Annotated in this window: 17 protein-coding genes; 7 read left to right on the forward strand and 10 right to left on the reverse strand. The window is 62.4% G+C overall.

Annotation, left to right across the window (positions count from 1 at the left end):
• Positions 1–166: 166 nt before the first annotated feature.
• The 6 genes from QM649_RS12315 to QM649_RS12340 all read right to left on the reverse strand — a co-directional run bounded on the left by QM649_RS12315 (position 167) and on the right by QM649_RS12340 (position 6023).
• Positions 167–2332: a prolyl oligopeptidase family serine peptidase gene (locus QM649_RS12315; protein ID WP_415199342.1), complete on the reverse strand. Its 2166-nt coding sequence runs from the start codon at positions 2330–2332 to the stop codon at positions 167–169.
• A gap of 44 nt (positions 2333–2376) precedes the next feature.
• Positions 2377–3102, reverse strand: coding sequence for a YeiH family protein (locus QM649_RS12320; RefSeq protein ID WP_415199386.1), 726 nt, complete (start codon positions 3100–3102; stop codon positions 2377–2379).
• Between the two features lie 113 nt (positions 3103–3215).
• Positions 3216–3371: a helix-turn-helix domain-containing protein gene (locus QM649_RS12325; protein WP_415199343.1), complete on the reverse strand. Its 156-nt coding sequence runs from the start codon at positions 3369–3371 to the stop codon at positions 3216–3218.
• Positions 3372–3437: 66 nt separating this feature from the next.
• The gene (locus QM649_RS12330) at positions 3438–3611 is read right to left on the reverse strand and encodes a hypothetical protein (RefSeq protein ID WP_415199344.1); all 174 of its coding nucleotides are present in this window, start codon (positions 3609–3611) and stop codon (positions 3438–3440) included.
• A gap of 189 nt (positions 3612–3800) precedes the next feature.
• Positions 3801–5375 (reverse strand): sialate O-acetylesterase, encoded by a 1575-nt coding sequence (locus QM649_RS12335; RefSeq protein WP_415199345.1) that lies wholly within the window; start codon positions 5373–5375, stop codon positions 3801–3803.
• 126 nt (positions 5376–5501) lie between these two features.
• Positions 5502–6023 carry a bactofilin family protein gene (locus QM649_RS12340; protein WP_415199346.1) on the reverse strand — a complete coding sequence of 174 codons (522 nt, stop codon included), beginning with the start codon at positions 6021–6023 and terminating at the stop codon, positions 5502–5504.
• Positions 6024–6835: 812 nt separating this feature from the next.
• Here QM649_RS12340 and QM649_RS12345 point away from each other — a divergent pair.
• The gene (locus tag QM649_RS12345; protein WP_415199347.1) at positions 6836–9577 is read left to right on the forward strand and encodes a ribonuclease R family protein; all 2742 of its coding nucleotides are present in this window, start codon (positions 6836–6838) and stop codon (positions 9575–9577) included.
• A gap of 277 nt (positions 9578–9854) precedes the next feature.
• On the opposite strand, the gene QM649_RS12350 is transcribed toward QM649_RS12345, so the two are convergent.
• Complete coding sequence (locus QM649_RS12350) at positions 9855–10745, reverse strand: response regulator (protein ID WP_415199348.1); 891 nt, start codon at positions 10743–10745, stop codon at positions 9855–9857.
• 604 nt (positions 10746–11349) lie between these two features.
• Positions 11350–12198 carry a DNA-formamidopyrimidine glycosylase gene (locus QM649_RS12355; protein WP_415199349.1) on the reverse strand — a complete coding sequence of 283 codons (849 nt, stop codon included), beginning with the start codon at positions 12196–12198 and terminating at the stop codon, positions 11350–11352.
• A gap of 93 nt (positions 12199–12291) precedes the next feature.
• Between QM649_RS12355 and QM649_RS12360 the strand changes: the two genes are divergently transcribed.
• The 6 genes from QM649_RS12360 to QM649_RS12385 all read left to right on the forward strand — a co-directional run bounded on the left by QM649_RS12360 (position 12292) and on the right by QM649_RS12385 (position 16208).
• The gene (locus QM649_RS12360; protein ID WP_415199350.1) at positions 12292–12441 is read left to right on the forward strand and encodes a hypothetical protein; all 150 of its coding nucleotides are present in this window, start codon (positions 12292–12294) and stop codon (positions 12439–12441) included.
• A gap of 284 nt (positions 12442–12725) precedes the next feature.
• Positions 12726–14042, forward strand: coding sequence for an adenylosuccinate synthase (locus QM649_RS12365; protein ID WP_415199351.1), 1317 nt, complete (start codon positions 12726–12728; stop codon positions 14040–14042).
• 128 nt (positions 14043–14170) lie between these two features.
• A complete protein-coding gene (locus tag QM649_RS12370) occupies positions 14171–14482 on the forward strand; it encodes a putative quinol monooxygenase (RefSeq protein WP_415199352.1) in 312 nt (103 codons plus the stop codon).
• 395 nt (positions 14483–14877) lie between these two features.
• On the forward strand, positions 14878–15387 hold the full coding sequence (locus QM649_RS12375; RefSeq protein ID WP_415199353.1) for a nuclear transport factor 2 family protein: 510 nt from the start codon (positions 14878–14880) through the stop codon (positions 15385–15387).
• Between the two features lie 175 nt (positions 15388–15562).
• A complete protein-coding gene (locus QM649_RS12380) occupies positions 15563–15811 on the forward strand; it encodes a DUF4160 domain-containing protein (RefSeq protein ID WP_415199387.1) in 249 nt (82 codons plus the stop codon).
• The gene (locus tag QM649_RS12385; protein ID WP_415199354.1) at positions 15798–16208 is read left to right on the forward strand and encodes a DUF2442 domain-containing protein; all 411 of its coding nucleotides are present in this window, start codon (positions 15798–15800) and stop codon (positions 16206–16208) included. Before QM649_RS12380 ends, QM649_RS12385 begins: the two co-directional genes overlap by 14 nt.
• Before the next feature lie 107 nt (positions 16209–16315).
• Here QM649_RS12385 and QM649_RS12390 read toward each other — a convergent pair whose 3' ends face one another.
• Positions 16316–16444 (reverse strand): hypothetical protein, encoded by a 129-nt coding sequence (locus QM649_RS12390; RefSeq protein ID WP_415199355.1) that lies wholly within the window; start codon positions 16442–16444, stop codon positions 16316–16318.
• An 18-nt stretch (positions 16445–16462) separates the two neighbouring features.
• Positions 16463–17638, reverse strand: coding sequence for a M20 family metallopeptidase (locus tag QM649_RS12395; RefSeq protein WP_415199356.1), 1176 nt, complete (start codon positions 17636–17638; stop codon positions 16463–16465).
• Positions 17639–17725 lie beyond the last annotated feature (87 nt).

Here is a 17725-nt window from a genome sequence, read left to right on the forward strand (position 1 = left end):
CCTGAGCCCTGAGCCCTGAGCCCTGAGCCCTGAGCCCTGAGCCCTGAGCCCTGAGCCCTGAATCGCGACCAGCGGGAGCGGGAGCCGAAGGCGAAAGGCCTGGACGGCCAGTCCCCGAAGGCGAAGACCTGGACGGTCAGTCCCCGAAGGCGAAAGGCCTGGACGGTCAGTCCGTTTCGTTCCACAGGAAGGCGAGCTCGTCCGCCTCGTCGTCTACCAGTTGCTTCACCGAGACGCCTGCGCTGTGTCCGCCCTTGAGCGAGTAGTGTAGCAGGATCGGGCGATCGCTGCCGCTCGAGGCCTGCATCAGCGCCGCCATCTTGCGCGCATGTAGCGGATCGACGCGCGTGTCGCTGTCTCCGGTAAAGAACATGATCGCCGGATACTTGGTGCCTGGCTTCACGTTCTGGTAGGGCGAATATTTCACAAGATAAGGAAAGTCCTTCTCGTTCTCCGCGCTGCCGTACTCGGTCGTCCAAAGGCGTCCGAATTCGAACTTCTGGTAGCGCAGCATGTCCAGCAGCGGATAGCCACACCAGATCGCGCCGTACAGGTCCGGCCGCTGCGTCATCGCCGCGCCCATCAGCAGGCCGCCGTTCGAGCGCCCGCGCAGGGCAAAGTGTTCGGGCGATGTGTAACCGTTCTTGATCAGATATTCGCTCGCCGCGAACAGGTCGTCGAAGACGTTCTGCTTGTTGCCGAACATCGCTGCCTTGTGCCACGGCTCGCCGTACTCATTGCCGCCGCGCAGGTTAGGCAACGCGAAATAGCCGCCCTGCTCCATCCAATAGGCATACTCTGCGTTCCACGCCGGAGTCTCCGGCAGATCGAAGCCGCCGTAGCCGGTCATCAGCAGGCGTGTCTTGCCGTCGCGTTGCAGGCCCTTCTTCCCGGCGATGAACATCGGCACGCGTGTGCCATCCTTCGAGGTATAGAAGACCTGCGTCACTTCATACTTATCCGAATCGAACGGAACATTCGGCTTTGCGAAGACATCCGTCTGGCCGGTGCGCGTGTTGTAGCGATAGATCGTCGGCGGCGTAATAAAGGACTGGAAAGTGTAAAAGCCTTCGTCCTGGTGCGGCCGTCCGAACACTACCGAGCCCGAGCCGATGCCGGGATAGGGCAATGTGCCGATCTGCTTGCCCTCGAGCGTGTAGATTGTCGTCTCGCTCTTCACGTCATGCAGGCGCGAGACGAACAGCTTGCCGCCCGTGATGCTCACGCTGTCGATTACGTCTTTATCCGCGGGGATCAGCGTCTTCCACTGCGCGGCGGTCTCGCCCGGCTTCACTTCGGCGATGCGTCCGTTCGCGGCCTCGTAATCCGTCATCAGGAAGAAGCGGTCATCCACCTCGTGCATGCTGGTGTGGGCTTCCACGCCGTAAACGAGAGGCACAAACTCGCTGCCGGGCTTGCGCAGGTCGCGGATGAGGATATCGTCGCGCGTCGCAGGCACGCCATGCGAAATGGGGAGGACGAGATAGTGGTTATCGTCCGTCACATAGGCGCCGATCAGCGCCAGTTCTCCCAGCTTCTCGCCGCGATACTCGCCGCCGAAGATCTTCTCGTCGTGTGCTGTATCGTCGCCCAGCTTGTGGAGCCATACCGTCGTGCCGCTGTGCTCGAAGCGCGCATAGTAGAGAGCCTTGTGGTCCGGGCTCAGGCTCACCCCGCTGTAGCGCGCGGAGGGAAGGGAATCGGAGAGGTCTTTCTTCGCATCCACGTCGAGGATGTGGATCGACTCTTCATCCGCTCCGCCCTGGCGCACGCCGTAGACGAGCAGCTTGCCGTCGTCCGAGATATCGTTAATGCTCACCGACGTGTTCTGGTCCGTGCTCAGCTTCGTTGCATCCACCAGCCGTTCGTCCGCGCCGGTCCAGCCGTTGCGCACGTATATCGACGCTTGGTTCTCATCCGCCAGCCGCTTCTCAAAGAAATATTTTCCGCCCTCCAGCGAAGGCATGGAGTAGGAGTCGATACGCTGCAGCGCGGTAAGACCCTGCACCATCTCGGGCCGATTCTTCACCTGTGAAAGATATTTCTGCGTGTATTCGTTTTCGGCTGTGATCCAGGCGCGGGTCTCGGGAGCCCATTGCCCTTCGATCCAGCGGTAGTTGTCGGTGATCTTCGTGCCGAAGTAATCGTCGGTAACAGGCTTCACGGCGGCCACCGGCGGGGGCGGCAGCGTAATGCCGTTCTTGCCGTGGATTTCGCCCGTCTGTTGGGCCAGTATCGAGGGGCTGACAGCAGCAAGCGCGAACGCAAGGCAGACGCTGCGATTGCGTGCGCCCATGCGGGGAGCGGAAAGGGAAAAGCGGTTGCGGAGCATGGCAAGAGTGTAAACGCCGTTCCCGGCAACGTCTCGCGAAAAGCTTACAGGTGGATGTATCCCCGCCAGATCGCCCACAGGGACGCGCTTGCCGCCACGACCCACAGCAGGATGCCCTGGATCATCGGCCGCGCGCCCACCTCGCGGATCGTTTGCCGCGTGATGCCCGTGCCCACCAGAAACAGCGTCACCGCCAGGCCGAGCTTGCCCAGCCGCGTCAGTGAAGGATAGAGTCCCGATGCCCAGTGCAGGTGCTGCAAAGGCAGATAGCTATTCGCAACCGCCGCTGCGACAAAATACAGGATGAACCACGGCAGATGAATCATGCCGCGCTGCCCGGTTTTTCTGTCAGCGATGGCGATGCCCACGGTCAGCGGCACGATCCAGAGCGCCCGCGCCTGCTTCACTGTTGTGCCGACCTCGAGCGCGGTTGCGCCGTACTTCGCTGCTGCGCCTACCACGGAGCTTGTGTCATGGATGGCCAGCGCCGACCATAGCCCGAACTGCGTCTGCGAGAGGTGCAGTGCCGCGCCGATCGCCGGAAAAAGAAAGAGCGCGGCGGAGTTAAGGATGTAGACCGTCCCCATCGACACGGCCATCTGGCCGTCCGTTGCCGCCGTCACCGGACCGAGCGCAGCGATGGCGCTGCCGCCGCAAACTGCGGTTCCCGCTGAGATGAGGAAGGATTGCGTCTTCTCGACGTGCAGCAGGCGACCCAGCAGCCAACCCAGGGCCAGCGCCAGGGAGATGCCCGCGGCGGGGAGAGAAATCCGGCCGCGGCGAGAATGATGCCGAGGAAGAACAGGTCCTTTGCCATGGCTCTATCTCACGCCGATGGCGATTCGAAATACAGCGTGAAGAATCGAAGGCCGATTGGATTTTCTTATCGGGCGTGCAGCTCGGCCTGAGCCAGCTCTTCTTCGAGCGCATGCATCTGCTGGCTTACCGCAGGCTGGCTCATATGCAAGTGGCCCGCTGCCTTGCGGAAGCTCAGCGCCTCGGCCACGGCGCGAAAGACCTTCAGCCGGAAGTTCTCCATGCGCTGGATTCTCTCATCCCGCGTATTGCGAGACAGAACGCTCTTCGGACGAAAGAGGAAATGGGATTACTGCAGGTCCCGGGCTTCGAGGCGGGCCAGCCTCTTATCTACACCGATATCGTGGAGGATCTGGTCCATGCGCAGCTCAAGTCTGCTTTTTTGTGCCTCATCCCGAATCAGGGATTCTCGATGGATCGCGTCGATTTTTTCTTCAAGTGCTTTGATCTGCGCTCGAACCATGCGATATTGCGCCTCGGCAATCTCGCTTGCCGCTTTTACGGGTGCCGAGAGAGCGCAGCTCAGGCGCCAGAAAATCCTGAAAGACCTGCTCAGAAGACCTGGCGGAGATCCTCGACCATGCTCATGGTGCCGGATTCCGCCAGTTTCCCTATGCTGTCAATTGACTTTGGTGAGGGTTCTACGTGTGGCTCAGTTCGTCGGGTGTGCCGGGTCCGGAGCGGGAATGCTTGTCTCCGAGGTGAACGGCGAGGCCGGCAATCCTGCTGCGTTGTAGAGGTTCAGCGTCGGCGTCGGCGCGTTCTGCCAGCCGTAGCGCACGTAGACGGGCTGCGTTACCGAGCTGCTGGAGACGGAAAGATGCTCGCCGGCCTCGCCATGCTCCACCTTTGCCTCGGCCTTTACGAAGTTCCGGTCCGCGCCAGCAACTTCAAAGCCGGTCAGCTCGCCGCCCTTGGCCGTCAATCCATCAGCATGGTCGAACCAGACATCCAGCGCCGCGCCCGCGGGCGTCGCCTGCCGGAAGAGCGGGCCTGAGTCCTCCACCTTTTCGCCGTAGACCGTGCCCAGTGCCGCCAGCGCCAGGCGGTGCCCCACATCCTGCTTGTCGGCAGGATGCACATTGCCCGGGTTGCCGATATCGATCGTCACGGCCATGCCTGTATTCGTCAGCTTGAGCGTGCGCCGCTGCGCCTCGCGGATCGCCGGCCAGTATTCGCCTGCCGTCGAGCGAAAGCTCGAAAGCTGTACGAAGAGAAACGGGAAATCTCCCTCGCTCCACTGTTTGCGCCAGTCTTCGATGAGGTCCGGAAAGATGCGCTGATAGCTCAGCGCCCGCTTTACGTCGCTGTTCGTCTCGCCCTGGTACCAGATCACGCCCTTGACCGAGAGCGGCGTCAGCGGAGAGATCATTCCGTTATAGAGCCACGATGGATTCCACGAGCGCAGGTCCGGATGCCACGGATGCTGTGGCTTCGGTTTGCCGGCCGCAGCGGCTGCGTCGTCCGCGCGCTTCTCCGCCGCCTGCAGACGTGGCACGTCGCCTGCGTCGCGCGAGGTGTCGGCCCACTGCTTGAAGATCGGCATCAGCCCCGGATCGTTCGCCAACCCATCCATGCTCACCCACGCCTCGCCCGGCGTGCCGCCCCAGGTCGAGTCGATCAGCCCGATCGGCACGTGCTCCTTTGCGGCAACCTCGCGCCCAAAGAAATACGCAGCCGCGGAGAAGCTCGCCGCCGTTTCCGGCGTGCACAGCGTCCAGCTGTCAGGCTGGCTGGTCTGGGGCTCGGTATTCACATCGTGCAGCGGATATGGCGATGCCGCTTTGCGCACCAGCATCAACCGCAGTTGCGGCTGGGTGGCGTTCCTGATCTCCTCCGCGCTGTTCTGCATCTCCGCGCCGGGCCAGCCGGTGAGCGGCATCTCCATGTTCGATTGGCCCGAGGCTACCCACACGTCGCCGATCAGCACATCGTCCAGCACAATGCGGTTCGAGCCTGCGATCGTCACCTGGTAGGGCCCTCCGGCCTTCTCTGCCGGCAGGTAGAGGCTCCAGTGCCCCAGGTCGTCGGCTTTGGCCGTAGCGGAGTTGCCGCGCAGCGTAGCTGTTACAGACTCGCCCGGATCGGCCCATCCCCACAGGTGGATCGGGCGATTGCGCTGCAGCACCATGTGGCTGCTCAGCAGATGTGGAAGCGTGACTTCGGCGCGGCTGAGAGCGGCAGGGCACAGCGCGAGGAGGGGCAGCAGCAGGCGGAGTGGTTTCATGTGCGTGATGGGGTGTCCCGAAAGGACGCCCCATTCTAAACAGCGCACAGCAGGATGCGCACCGGCCCGCTGCAAATGCAAAAGCCCCGGATCGTCTCCGGGGCTTTTGCGGTAGTTGGGGCCGGTTTACGCCTGCGCGGCCACCGGGGTCTTGGCGGGCTCGGCCGCAGGAGCAGCCTTCGCCTCGTTGCCCGGCTTGCGGATGTCGATGCCGCCCTTGAAGAAGGCGCCGTCCTCGATCGAGATGCGCTGCGCAGCCACGTCGCCGGTCAGCGAGCCTTCGCTGCGGATATCCACGCGGTCGCTGGCCGTCATGTTGCCGCGAACCTTGCCGAGCACCACGATCTCACGCGCCGTGATGTTCGCCGAAACCTGACCATTGCGGCCTACGGTCACGCGGTTGCCGGGCAGGTTGATCGCGCCCTCGACCTTGCCGTCGATGTAGAGCGATTCCGAACCCGTAACCTCGCCCTTCACCACCAGGCTCTTGCCGATGGTGGCCTGCTCGCTCGAGGCCGCCGAGGAGGCGCTGGGCGCGGGCGTCCGCGCGGGCGGCTCATAGCTGGCCGGTGCTGCGGGCGCTGCCGGGCGGACCGGCTCGTTCGAAGGCGTCTGGGAAGAGTTGCTGGACTGGTTGGGTTTCCACATATCGTTCGTCTGTTCCTCTCTGGTTAGCTGGAGCCTGTTATGCCTTTTCCCGCGGGTGCCGCTGGGAGCCAATTTTCATCAGATCGAGGAGCATACCGCGACGGATATTAAACATATCCGAGCAGTATGCGACGAAGAGATGGGGAAAACTGGCCCCAGCCCTCCGGGTTGCAGGGCAAATCGGGCCATACTTCGTTGTCGTCCTTGCCTTGGAATTGCCAAAGCCTTCGTCCTCCGTCTCGTCTGGCCCGATTCTCCCTGGCAACGGCGACCACGGGAAAAGGCATAACAGGGTCTGTTCCCTTCCGGCCCCGGTGGACTGCGGGAAGCGTTCGCCCGACGGTGACACGTAAGCCCACACGTACAGCCTGGGAGCGGATTGAGCCTGCGCATGCAATTGCCACGCAGCCTATCTGCGCTCGTGCGCCACGCTTCGATCTTACCCACGGATGGCAGGAAAATGCACGCGTCCCCGGCTCTTTTCCCCGCTGCAGGCCTACACCTCGTAACCTTCGCGGAACCCCCGGTTCGTTTCTGCCCGGTCGGGCAGGAAAAGACTTCCCACGCGCGGCAGTTTTTACCTGTTCTGCTTCTGGGCCCAGAGCACAGCGCGAAAAAGGCTTGTCATTCCGGCCGCGGAGTGGAGGAACGTTATCGAGGGTCCGGGTGCCCCGTCTCGATTCTGAGACGTGGGTTCGCAGGATCTCGCGGTGCCCCATTCAAACCCGCTGTTGTCTTGAGTGGGAAATAGCACCGCAGTTGCAGCAACAGAACGCAACCCCGCGAACCCATGTGCCGTACCATCAAGAGATATGACCGACCGTGAACTCCTGCGCCACATCGAACGCTCTCCCGGCCAGCGTGCCGGCTACAAGCAACTGGTGCGCGAATTCTCGCTCGGTGGCGGCCGCGAACGCCGCCTGCTGCTCGAGCATCTCGCCCGTCTCACCGCCGCCGGCCATCTCACCAAGGTCGACAAAGAGCAGTGGGCGATCGCCAAAGCTGCTGCCAGCCGCGACAATCTCATCGCCGGCCGCCTCGATCTGCACCGCGACGGCTTTGGTTTCGTGCGCCCCAACGAAGGCCAGCGCCTGTCGGGCGGCGAAGACATCTTCATTCCGCCGAACGAGATCAGCGGCGCCATGCAGGGCGACCAGGTGCTGGTCGATGTCGCCCCGGCGCGGAATGATGGCCGTCGTCTCGGCCGCATCGTGCGCGTGCTCACCCGCCGCAATGCTACCGTCGTCGGCGTTTTCCACTATTCGCGCAGTGAACGCGCGCCCGGCAACTACATTCGCCCCGTCGACGAGCGCATGGGGCAGCCTGTTTTCATTCCATATGACGCCGAGTTGCCGGAAACCACGGTTACGCCGCACCGCGTTCTCGGCAAGGAAGCAGCGGCAAAGGTCTATGATCCGGAGAATCTCGAAGGCCTGGTGATGAACGTCGAGATCACGCAGTGGCCCACGCCGCACAGCCCGGCGCGCGGCGTGATTCGCGAGATTCTTGGCTACGAAGATGACTTCGGCGTCGATGTCGAGATGGTCATCCGCAAGCACCATCTGCAGCACACCTTCCCGGAGAACGTCCTCGAAGAAGCGCGTGCCGTCGCGCATCTCGATCCTGATCTTGTTGCTTCGCGCCGCGACTTCCGCGATCTGCCTATTGTCACCATCGACGGCGAAACCGCCCGCGACTTCGACGACGCGGTGCTTGTCGAGCAGGATGAGGCCACCGGCCACTGGCGTCTGCAGGTGCATATCGCAGACGTGGCCGAATACGTGCGTCCCGGTACTGCGCTCGACCTCGAAGCGCGCCTGCGCGGCAACTCCGTCTACTTTCCGGATCGCGCCATCCCCATGCTCCCGCAGGAGCTCTCGACCGACATCTGCAGCCTGCGCCCCGACGAAGACCGCCTCGTGCTCTCCTGCCTAATGAACATCGACCCCAGCGGCAACGTGGTCGACTACGAAGTCACCGAGGGCGTCATCCGTTCCGCGCGCCGCATGACCTATACACAGGTGCATAAAATTCTCGATGGCGATGAGGCCACGCGTGCCGAGTTCGCGCCGCTCGTGCCTGCCTTCGAACGCATGCAGAAGCTTGCCGAGATCCTGCACCACAAGCGCGATCGCCGCGGCTCCATCGACTTCGATCTGCCCGAGCCCATCATCGAATTCGACGAGTTTGGCGCGATGAAGGCGGTCACGCGCTCGGAGCGCAACTGGGCGCATCGCCTCATCGAAGAGTTCATGCTCTCGGCCAACGAGTCGGTCGCCTCGTGGATCGAAAATCTCTCCGTGCCTTCGATCTACCGCATCCACGAGAAGCCCGAACCGCGTCGCGTCGTCGAGTTTGAAGAGATGGCCGCCTCGTTCGGATACTCGCTCGGCGTCGGCAACCTGCCGGTGAAGACCTTCCAGACGCGAGGCGAACGCCGCGAGCGCCGGGGCGAAGGCCGCGGTGGCAGCCGCAACGCGCGCCAGCATGAGGTCGCAGGCGACATTGCCATTTCGCCGAAGATGTACCAGAAGCTGACCGCGAAGATCGCAGGCAAGCCGGAGGAGCGCATCGTCGCCTATCTCATGCTGCGCTCGCTCAAGCAGGCCAAGTACAGCGAGAGGAACGAAGGGCACTTCGCGCTCGCCGCGCCCAGCTACACGCACTTCACCTCGCCCATTCGCCGCTATCCCGATCTCATCATTCATCGCATCGCCAAGGCGCTGCTTGCAGCCGGAGTGGACGGCCACGGCGTGCTCTCCGCAGGCGAGCCGCATGCGAAGCAGACGAAGCCCGGCAAGGAGCCCGCGCTGCGCATCAGCGCCGTGCCCAAGGCGCCTGCGTTTGAGGTGATCTCCGAGACCGACCTCCAGCTCATTGCCGGAGAATCGAGCGAGAACGAGCGCCGCGCCGCCGATGCCGAGCGTGAACTGGTCGAGTGGAAGAAGCTCAAGTTCATGCGCGACCGCGTCGGTGAGGACTTCAGCGCGATGATTCTCTCGGCGACGAAGTACGGTCTCTTCGTCGAGCTCGATGACCTCTTTGTCGAAGGCCTCGTGCCCATCCAGAGCCTCGGCACACTCGACAGCGACTACTACAGCTATCGTGAGAACACGCGCGAGATCATCGGTGAGCGCTGGGGCCGCAAGTTCCGTATCGGACAGCGTGTGCGCGTCGTGCTCGAGCGCATCGATGGGCCGCAGAAGCGCCTGCAGTTCGGCATCCTGCTCGAAGAAGAGGAACTCGCGCAGCTGTCCGATGGGAAGACTCGCACCAGGGGCAAGACGAAGAAGGGCGAAAGGCGCGAAACCGAGCCCGTGGCCAAGAAGGCCGCGCGCAAGGGCATCGGCAAGGCCACCAACAGGAATCCGAAGAAGGGCCGAAGGAAGGGCCCGATCCCCGATTTTGCCATCAACGTCGCAGGCCCGAATGCAAAGAAGAAGTCCCCGGGCACGAAGCGCAGTGGTAAGCCAAGCCGCGCCTCCCGCCGCAGCATGCAGCAGGATGCAGCGCAGTCCATCCCCTATCCGAAGAAGAAAAAGAAGAAGAGATAGCGCACAGAGCGCAGAGCTCAGGGCCCTGGGCATAGGGCTCAGGCTCAGAACTGATCTGTCATTCCGACCGGAGCGAGGCGCAAAGCGTCTCGCGAAGTGGAGGAACCTGCAGTTCTCCTCAAAACTAACCAGAAGCCTGCTGAGTTAGCCGCAAGCCCTTCGATGAGCAAAGAAAAAGCCCTCGCATCCACAAGGATGCGAGGGCTTTCTGGCTTCCCGAACTGAGTCGCGACCAGAGGGAGCGGAGGCCGAAGGCGATCCGCCCTGCGTGAAGCAGTTAGTTCACCATCACGCCGTATTCTTCTTCCTCTTCCTCCGCGCCATGGCGGCGCAGCAGGTTTGGCAGGTTCTGCGAGAAGGCCGAGCGCGGCATCACCGTGTCGCAGCCGGCTTCCACGGCCTTTACCTTCAGGTCGCCCTGCACGTGCGAGAGGAATCCGATGATGGACGTCTTGCCCTTCTTGAGCTTCGCGCGCAGCTTCGGAATCGTCGTCAGCGGCTTTGCGTTCGCGTTGTTCAGGTCGAAAACGATCAGCGCCGGACGTTCTTCTTCGCTGCTGTCCGTCAGCTTGGCGAGCGCCTCTTTTTCGGCCTTCACGAAGGCGACCTTCACGCCTGTCTTCTTCGAGACTTCCTGGATCTTCGCGAGGAAGAAGAGGTCTTCGATGAAGCAGAACACGCGGGTGGGCGCGTCTTCGCGGATGGTCGGCGGTGGCGGCTCGTGATAGGTGTGCTCGTTGCCGTAGGAGCCAACATTGCCGTTCACCATGCGCAGATCGATGGTCGAAGGCGGAGCATCGGCGATGTTGCCATTCGCGCCGCGATAGATGTGATCCATGGGGCCGACGAAGGCCTGCTGCTTCTTCTGCTTGCCTCCGCCGCCTTTGCGGCGCTGGCCGCCACCATTTCCGTTGCCGTTCCCATTGCCATTTCCGTTGTTGTTCTTCTGGAAATAGCGGTTCTGGCTGGATTTGGCCTTCTGCGGCTGCTGCTGGCGGGGCTGGTTCTGCTGCGGCTGTTGCTGCTGCGGAGCGCCCTGGCCTTCGGCCTGTGCGCCACCCTTGTTTTTCCGCCGCCGACGGCGTCTGCGGTGCCCCTGGCCCTGACCCTGCTGGGATAGCTGGGCTTCCCCTTGGGAGGCCTCTGGCTGGTTCTGCTCTGTGCTCATGCGTGCACTTCCTGGTGCGTAATGACTGCTCTATCGGTGCTTTCGCACCGTTCTCAAGGCAGCGGCTTCCGGTATGCGCTGCCGCTTTGCCGTTAGAGGTGCCGGAAAGATGGAACTCCCATCGCTACGTGATGGATCCGTAGGGGACGATGACGCCGCTGGCAGGTGGCAAAGGGCGAATCGGACGGATTGACAGATCGCAATGGAGACAAAATGCTTCGAAACCCGGACAACGGATGTGTTGTTGACCCACTTCGATTCCAGCCGCTGCATCCCTGCTCATCCGTATAGATACACGGCGGGGAGCTGCAGTTGGAACCGGCTTGACTCTCGAGAATTGCGGCGAGCCCCTCTCAACATGAGGCTGGCGTCAGCCGCTCGATAGGCAAACACGATAGTACGCTGAAATAACCCGGCTGGCAAGTGCCCTGTTGTCGGAGGACATCCCCGGCATTTTGCAGGAGCAAAAGAATAACTTGTCAGCTTTCCGATGATTTCGAGACTTACGCCTCGCTCACCGGGAGTTAGGTTGATTGCTGATCAATGGACGCAGGCCGGAAACAATAGTTTCAAAACCTGATTCCCGCATCATCTACCGAGAGACTCACTTCTGGCAATGGGGACAATAATGCGTGCCCCGTCCAGCCACCAGCGTCCGCGTGATCGGCGTCCCGCAGACCGTGCACGGTTCGCCCGTCCGCAGGTACACCCGGTGTTCCAGCTGGAAGAAGCCCGCCACGCCGTCCGCGTCCACGTAATCGGAGACCGACGAGCCGCCCAGCGAGATGGCATGCCGCAGCACGGCCTGCAGCGCCACCCGCAGCGCCTCCAGCTGCGCCCGCGTCAGCCGCCCGGCCATCCGCGTCGGCCGGATGCCCGCCCGGAACAGGCTCTCGTCCGCGTAGATATTGCCCACCCCATGTAGCAGCTTCTGGTTCAGCAGCGCCGCCTTGATCGGAGTTTTCCTCCCCCGGAAAAGCTGTGCAAATTCTTCTGCGCCGATGGTCAGCGGCTCGTGTCCCGGCCCCGCAAATCCTTCTCCAGCAGCAAGATGCCGTAGATCGAGGCGGCCGAAGCGGCGCGCATCCACAAACCGCAACTCGCGGCCGGAGCTCAGCTCGAGCACGGCATGGGTATGCGGCGGCACGGGCACCGCCGCGGCCGAAACCAGCAGCCGCCCGGTCATGCCGAGGTGCACAATCCACTGCGCTTCTACCGGAGCCGTCCCATCCGCGATGCCACGGCCCGCATCGGGGGCCAGATCCATCACAATGTGCTTGCCCACGCGGTACACGCGCGAGATACGCCGTCCGGCAAGCGCCTCGGACATCGCCTGCGGCGTGGCCTTGAACGGCTCGCGATGGCTGCTGAACCACGTCCCTTCGATCCGCTCACCGCGAATCCGCTCGTCCACCCCATTGGCGACGGTTTCTACTTCAGGCAATTCAGGCATGCTGATTGGATTCTCGCAGGAAAGGCAGGGTGCGGGGGGGATTGAACGAGCGCGGGTGGCCACCATCTATCTGCCCCAGCCATCGAACTCTGCATGATCCGTAAACTCAAATCCGGCGAGTATCGGCTTTATTCGAGGAAGAAAGACGCCTCGACGGGGAAACGGCGCAATCTGGGCACGTTTTCAAGCCTCGATAAGGCAAAGCAGCACGAGCGGGAAGTCCAGTACTTCAAGCAGCATTGAAGAGGGTGCGGAGCTCGGAGCATAGGGTTCAGGAAGCTCCTTGGGCGCCCCGGCTCGCGACTATCGGGGAGCAGTGCCGAAGGCGACTCGCTCTGCGGCAGCGGTCCTATTTCGTCTCCGGAGGGGTGCCGATATATCATGAGATACCGGGTGGTTACGCACCACGCGGTTCCATCCTCAAGGCTTCTTTACATCCTCATTCTGAAATCCCGGCCCCGGCGAAAGCGCGGGCGAGGTGTGTGAGGATGTGGCCAAAATTTCCGGATTGAGCAGGCAAGCAAAACATGCGCGCAAAGACAGCTGTAGTCGTGGGTGCCCAGTGGGGCGATGAAGGCAAGGGCAAGATCGTTGACGTCCTCTCCGATCGGTTTAACGTGGTCGCCCGCTATGCCGGCGGACACAACGCAGGCCACACCGTCATCATTCATGGGCAGAAGTTCGTCCTCCAGCTCGTCCCCTGCGGCGTGCTGCGTCCGGACTGCCAGGCCGTTATCGGCAATGGCGTCGTCCTCGACCCCATGGCTTTCCTCAAGGAAGTCGGCAAGCTGCGTGACCTCGGCGTCAACGTGGACGGCCAGCTCCGCATCTCGAACCGTGCGCAGGTCATCCTGCCCTACCACCGCATGATCGAACTCGCCGCCGAGAGCGCGCCGGGCCGCCAGAAGATCGGCACCACCAGCCGCGGCATCGGCCCCGCGTACGAGGACAAGATGGCCCGTAACGGCCTGCGCGTCGTCGACATGATGAACCGCAACCTCCTCAAGACGCACATCGAGAACGCCTGCCACGAGAAGAACGCCATCGCGCACGCTCTCTTCGGCACCGAGCCTCTCAATCCGGCGCAGATCTACGAGGACTACGCCCGCGTCGCCGAGCAGATCGCTCCCTTCGTCGCCGACACCTCGGACCTCATCAACACGGCCATCCGTGAGGGCAAGAGCGTCATGTTCGAGGGCGCGCAGGGCACCATGCTCGACATCGACCACGGCACCTATCCCTTCGTGACCTCATCCTCGGCCACCGCCGGCGGCGCCTGCACCGGTACCGGCGTGGGTCCCACGGCCATCGGCACGGTCATCGGCGTCACCAAGGCCTACGTCACCCGCGTCGGCGAAGGTCCCTTCCCCACCGAGTCGCACGACGAGGCCGGTGAGAAGATCCGCGCCCGTGGCAACGAGTTCGGCGCCGTCACCGGCCGCCCGCGCCGCTGCGGCTGGCTCGACCTGCCGCTGCTCCGCTACTCGAACCAGGTCAACGGCACCGAGTGGCTGGTCATCACCAAGATGGACGTCCTCGACGGCCTCGAGGAGATTCCGGTCTGCATCGGCTACGAGATCAACGGCAAGAAGGTCGACACCATGCCGGCCGATGTCCGCGGCCTCGAGTCGATCAAGCCCATCTACACCAAGCTCAAGGGCTGGTCGGGTTCGACCGAAGGTATTACCGAGTTCGAAAAGCTGCCCAAGGAAGCCCAGGAATACCTCCGCTTCCAGGAGCGTGAGTCCGGCGCCAAGATCGGTATGGTCTCCACCGGCCCTGACCGCGACCAGACCATGCTGCTGCCCGAGTTCGCCGAGGCTCTCGGCTCCCTCCAGGCGTAAGCCGCCCGGCATCGGCTTCGGGCCTCGATCTTTTCGGGGCCCGGGCTCAAAACCAGATTTAGACTTGTTCCACCGTTCTGAGCGTCCTGCCCCGGCTTACCCCGGGGTAGTCACTCCCTGAGGAATCCGTGAGCCAGGCTGAAAAGCAGTCGATCATCAGTTTCACCGTCCGCATGAAGTTCAAGTCCGAGGATCGCGCCAGCATCTACGAGGCGTTGCGCGCGCTTACCGAGGCTTCGCGCCAGGAGCCCGGCTGCGTCACCTATGTCACCCATGCGGTCGAAGCCGAGCCGGACACGATCGTCATCTACGAGCAGTACCGCGGCGAGGCCGGCCTCGAAGCGCATCGCGCCACGCCCCACTTCCAGAAATACGCCGTCGGCGTGCTTTACCAGCGGATGCTGGAGCGCGTGGCCGAAGACCTCATCGCACTGGCCTAGACTCAGCCCGGCCGTGGCCCTTGGCGGTATCGACGTATTCTTTCCGATTGCCGGCTGGTTTCAGGGTTTTAGAAGAGCCTGTCATTCCGACCGAAGCGGGACAGCTAATCGTCTCGCGCAGCGCAGGAACCTGCGGTTCGGGCCACCCTTCAGCGACCTCACTCTTTGGTGGGATCGCATCCCTGCCGCAAAGCCTGATATTCCACGCATCTAACGTGGTGATGAATTTGAGCGGGATGGCACGGCAGCAGGACGGAGAGGGAAATGCAGTGGCGCACTGGCTGCGCGGATTGCACCACCGGACCCCTGTTTTCCGCTTTTCGTTGCGTGCGGATGCTCTTCAATCTTCATCCTTTGACTCGCCGCGCGGCCCCGATCTAACATCCGATACGCACATGCGCCCTTTCCGGCACTTTCCGGCGTCCTCCTCGAGGATCGCGGTTGCTCTTCTGCTCTTCGGAGTGCTGTCCTTTGCTGTTCCGCGCGAGGCGCGAGCGCTTCCGCATCACGAGACGCATGCGGTCCACAAGGAGATCGAAGCGCTCGAAGAGCAGTGGCGCCAGGCCATCATCGCCAACAATGTCGGTCAGATGGACCATCTCCTCGCAGACGATTACATCGGCATCAGCGCCAACGGCACGGTTGAGACCAAGACCGAAGCCCTGGCCCAGCGCCGCGCCGGCACCGCCCGCGTGACGCAGCTCGATATCAGAGATATGAAGGTGCGCGTCTACGGCGATACTGCCGTCGTCACCTCCCAGGCGCACGTCGAAGGCACTAACGGCCAGAGCAGCATCAGCGGTAATTACCGCTATACCCGCGTCTATAACCGCCGCCTCGGCCAGTGGAAGATCATCAGCTTCGAGGCCAGCCGCATGCATGACGCCGACGCCCGGCATAACTAGAGCAGGCGTTGCAAGCGAATCGACGGATCTGTCAGGTCATCGGCAGTCAGTCGCAAAAACTACCAGTGAGAGCATCATTCCCTCTGGTCGTTCTTGTTGCTGACTGTTGAATCTCGTCAATTCATGGCTTCTTTTCGCTAACCCAAGCGATTCGGTTTGCGGATATACTTATCGAGTGCCGACGATCTTCAGATTTTCCGGCCTTCGCGTTGCGATTTATCCGAACGATCATCGGCCTGCGCACGTTCATGTGATCGGCCGAGGCCATGAGGCGATCTTCGAGCTGAACTGCCCGGACGGTCCCGCAAGCCTGCGAGAGAATTTCGGCTTTGCACAGTATGAGCTAGGCACAATACAGAAGGCTTTGGGCGAGCATCGATCGCAGCTCTGCCTGGCCTGGAAGGAGATCCATGGTCAAGTATGAAGAGTTTGTACGGGCGAATGAGAGGGCGGAAGAGCTTTCATCCCGTGTGCCCAGGGCCATTACCGCCCGCTATGACCGTCGTCTTCGCCGGGTGGTGGTGCAGTTGAGCTCGAATCTTGGAATCTTCTTTTCCCCTGCTGACGCTGAGGGTCTTGAACAGGCCTCTCCCGAGCAACTGGATGACATTGAGATTTCACCCTCGGGCTATGGGCTGCATTTTCCAAAGATCGATGCCGATTTATATCTCCCTTCGCTGCTTGAAGGAGTCTTTGGCTCGGAGCGATGGATGGCCAGTCGCATGGGTATGAAGGGCGGGCTATCTACGAGTCCAGCGAAAGGCAACGCCGCGCGCGAGAACGGGAAAAAGGGCGGCCGTCCACGAAAAAGTGAGGCATAAAAACGAAGCTCGTTTAAACAAACGGCCAGTACGGAAAGCTCCCGTACTGACCGTTTTGGGGCAGGCTGCTATCGAGCGCGCAGCGCAAGAGGAGTCTGTCTCGGCCCCTACGAGTGCATCTCCAGATGCGCTTCCGCCTCGGTCTCTTCCGGCGATTGCGCGGGGGCGGCCAGAATCAGCGCAGCCACGATCAGCAGCGAAACGGCCAGCAATCCGAATTCGACCAGCTTGAGCATCGCATCATCCTTCCGGTTCTACCGCGCCTTATCGTGCAGCTCCAACAGCATTGCCGCCAGCAGCGCCGTGCGTGGCGCCAGATCCTTTACCAGCAGGGATTCGTGCGGCGCGTGTGCGCCTTCCCCTACGGCTCCCATTCCATCCAGCGTTGGAATGCCTAACGCTGAGGTAAAGTTGCCATCCGAGCCTCCGCCCGTAGCCGCTTCCTGAAGGCTGAAACCCAGCTTCCCGGCAAGAGTTCTGGCTTGCCGGTAGAGCGCCACCGTCCCCCGCGTTCGTTCCATGGGGGGCCGGTTTAGCCCGCCTTCTACTGTCAGGACGCATCCCCGGTCCCGCGCGCGCAGCCGGCGGAATTTGCGTTCCACCCGCGCCACGTCGGACCGCTTCGCAATCCGCACATCCACCTCGGCCACGGCCTCGGCTGCTACTACGTTAGACCGGCTTCCACCCGCGAAGGTTCCAACATTTACCGTGATTCCTCGTTGCAATTCAGTGAACCCTGCAATGATTCCGGTCTGGTACGCCAGCTCGTGGATCGCCGAGTGCCCGTTGCCGAAGTCCACGCCGCTGTGTGCCGCCACGCCCCGCACGTGGATGCGGTAGTGCCCGATGCCCTTGCGTGCCGTCTTGTAAGCGCCCGGAGCCAGCCCCTGGGCTGGCTCCAGTACGTAGACCGCCTCGCACTCCTTTGCGATCTTCTCGGTAATCGCCCGCGAGGCCGTGCTGCCTACCTCCTCGTCGCTTACCAGCAGCAGCGTCACCGGGCGGCGCAGCTGCGCGGGCAGATCCCTCACCAGCGCGATCGCCGCAAAAGCCATGGCTGCCCCGGCCTTCATATCCAGTGTGCCGGGGCCCCACACGCGCCCCTCGGCTACACGGAAGGGCATTTTTTCGAGCGTGCCGATCGGCCACACCGTGTCCAGGTGCCCCAGCAGCAGGATCGGCTTCCGTCCCCGCGCGCCTGCGGTGAAGAAACGCGCCTCCAGGATGTCACCAAAGGCCTTCTGCCGATGCCGGCGAATCTTTCCTCCCAGCTTTTCCGCAATCTTCGCGGCCAGATCGACACAGCGGTCCACGGCAGCCTTATCGTCGCTCGGGGACTCGATCTCCACCAGTTGGCGAAGCGTTTCCATCAGGTTGACTTCATGGCTGACAGCTGCCGCAGCGAGCTCGGAAAATGAAAAAAATGTCATGGAAGTGCTTTCCCTGGAACGCATAAGGAGGTGTATCCGTCTGTTTAAGGATGGCCGGGCAGGGTGTTGATTCGCCGCAGAACTGTG

It is taken from the genome of Silvibacterium sp. (assembly GCF_047605705.1).
In the GTDB taxonomy this organism is placed as follows: domain Bacteria; phylum Acidobacteriota; class Terriglobia; order Terriglobales; family Acidobacteriaceae; genus Silvibacterium.

Bases quoted from the DNA above. Each gene is read 5' to 3' on its own strand.
- QM649_RS12315 (WP_415199342.1), bottom strand. From the start codon at position 2,332: ATGCTCCGCAACCGCTTTTCCCTTTCCGCTCCCCGCATGGGCGCACGC.
- QM649_RS12325 (WP_415199343.1), bottom strand. From the start codon at position 3,371: ATGGAGAACTTCCGGCTGAAGGTCTTTCGCGCCGTGGCCGAGGCGCTG.
- QM649_RS12330 (WP_415199344.1), bottom strand. From the start codon at position 3,611: ATGGTTCGAGCGCAGATCAAAGCACTTGAAGAAAAAATCGACGCGATC.
- QM649_RS12335 (WP_415199345.1), bottom strand. From the start codon at position 5,375: ATGAAACCACTCCGCCTGCTGCTGCCCCTCCTCGCGCTGTGCCCTGCC.
- QM649_RS12340 (WP_415199346.1), bottom strand. From the start codon at position 6,023: ATGTGGAAACCCAACCAGTCCAGCAACTCTTCCCAGACGCCTTCGAAC.
- QM649_RS12345 (WP_415199347.1), top strand. From the start codon at position 6,836: ATGACCGACCGTGAACTCCTGCGCCACATCGAACGCTCTCCCGGCCAG.
- QM649_RS12350 (WP_415199348.1), bottom strand. From the start codon at position 10,745: ATGAGCACAGAGCAGAACCAGCCAGAGGCCTCCCAAGGGGAAGCCCAG.
- QM649_RS12355 (WP_415199349.1), bottom strand. From the start codon at position 12,198: ATGCCTGAATTGCCTGAAGTAGAAACCGTCGCCAATGGGGTGGACGAG.
- QM649_RS12360 (WP_415199350.1), top strand. From the start codon at position 12,292: ATGATCCGTAAACTCAAATCCGGCGAGTATCGGCTTTATTCGAGGAAG.
- QM649_RS12365 (WP_415199351.1), top strand. From the start codon at position 12,726: ATGCGCGCAAAGACAGCTGTAGTCGTGGGTGCCCAGTGGGGCGATGAA.
- QM649_RS12375 (WP_415199353.1), top strand. From the start codon at position 14,878: ATGCGCCCTTTCCGGCACTTTCCGGCGTCCTCCTCGAGGATCGCGGTT.
- QM649_RS12385 (WP_415199354.1), top strand. From the start codon at position 15,798: ATGGTCAAGTATGAAGAGTTTGTACGGGCGAATGAGAGGGCGGAAGAG.
- QM649_RS12390 (WP_415199355.1), bottom strand. From the start codon at position 16,444: ATGCTCAAGCTGGTCGAATTCGGATTGCTGGCCGTTTCGCTGCTGATC.
- QM649_RS12395 (WP_415199356.1), bottom strand. From the start codon at position 17,638: ATGACATTTTTTTCATTTTCCGAGCTCGCTGCGGCAGCTGTCAGCCAT.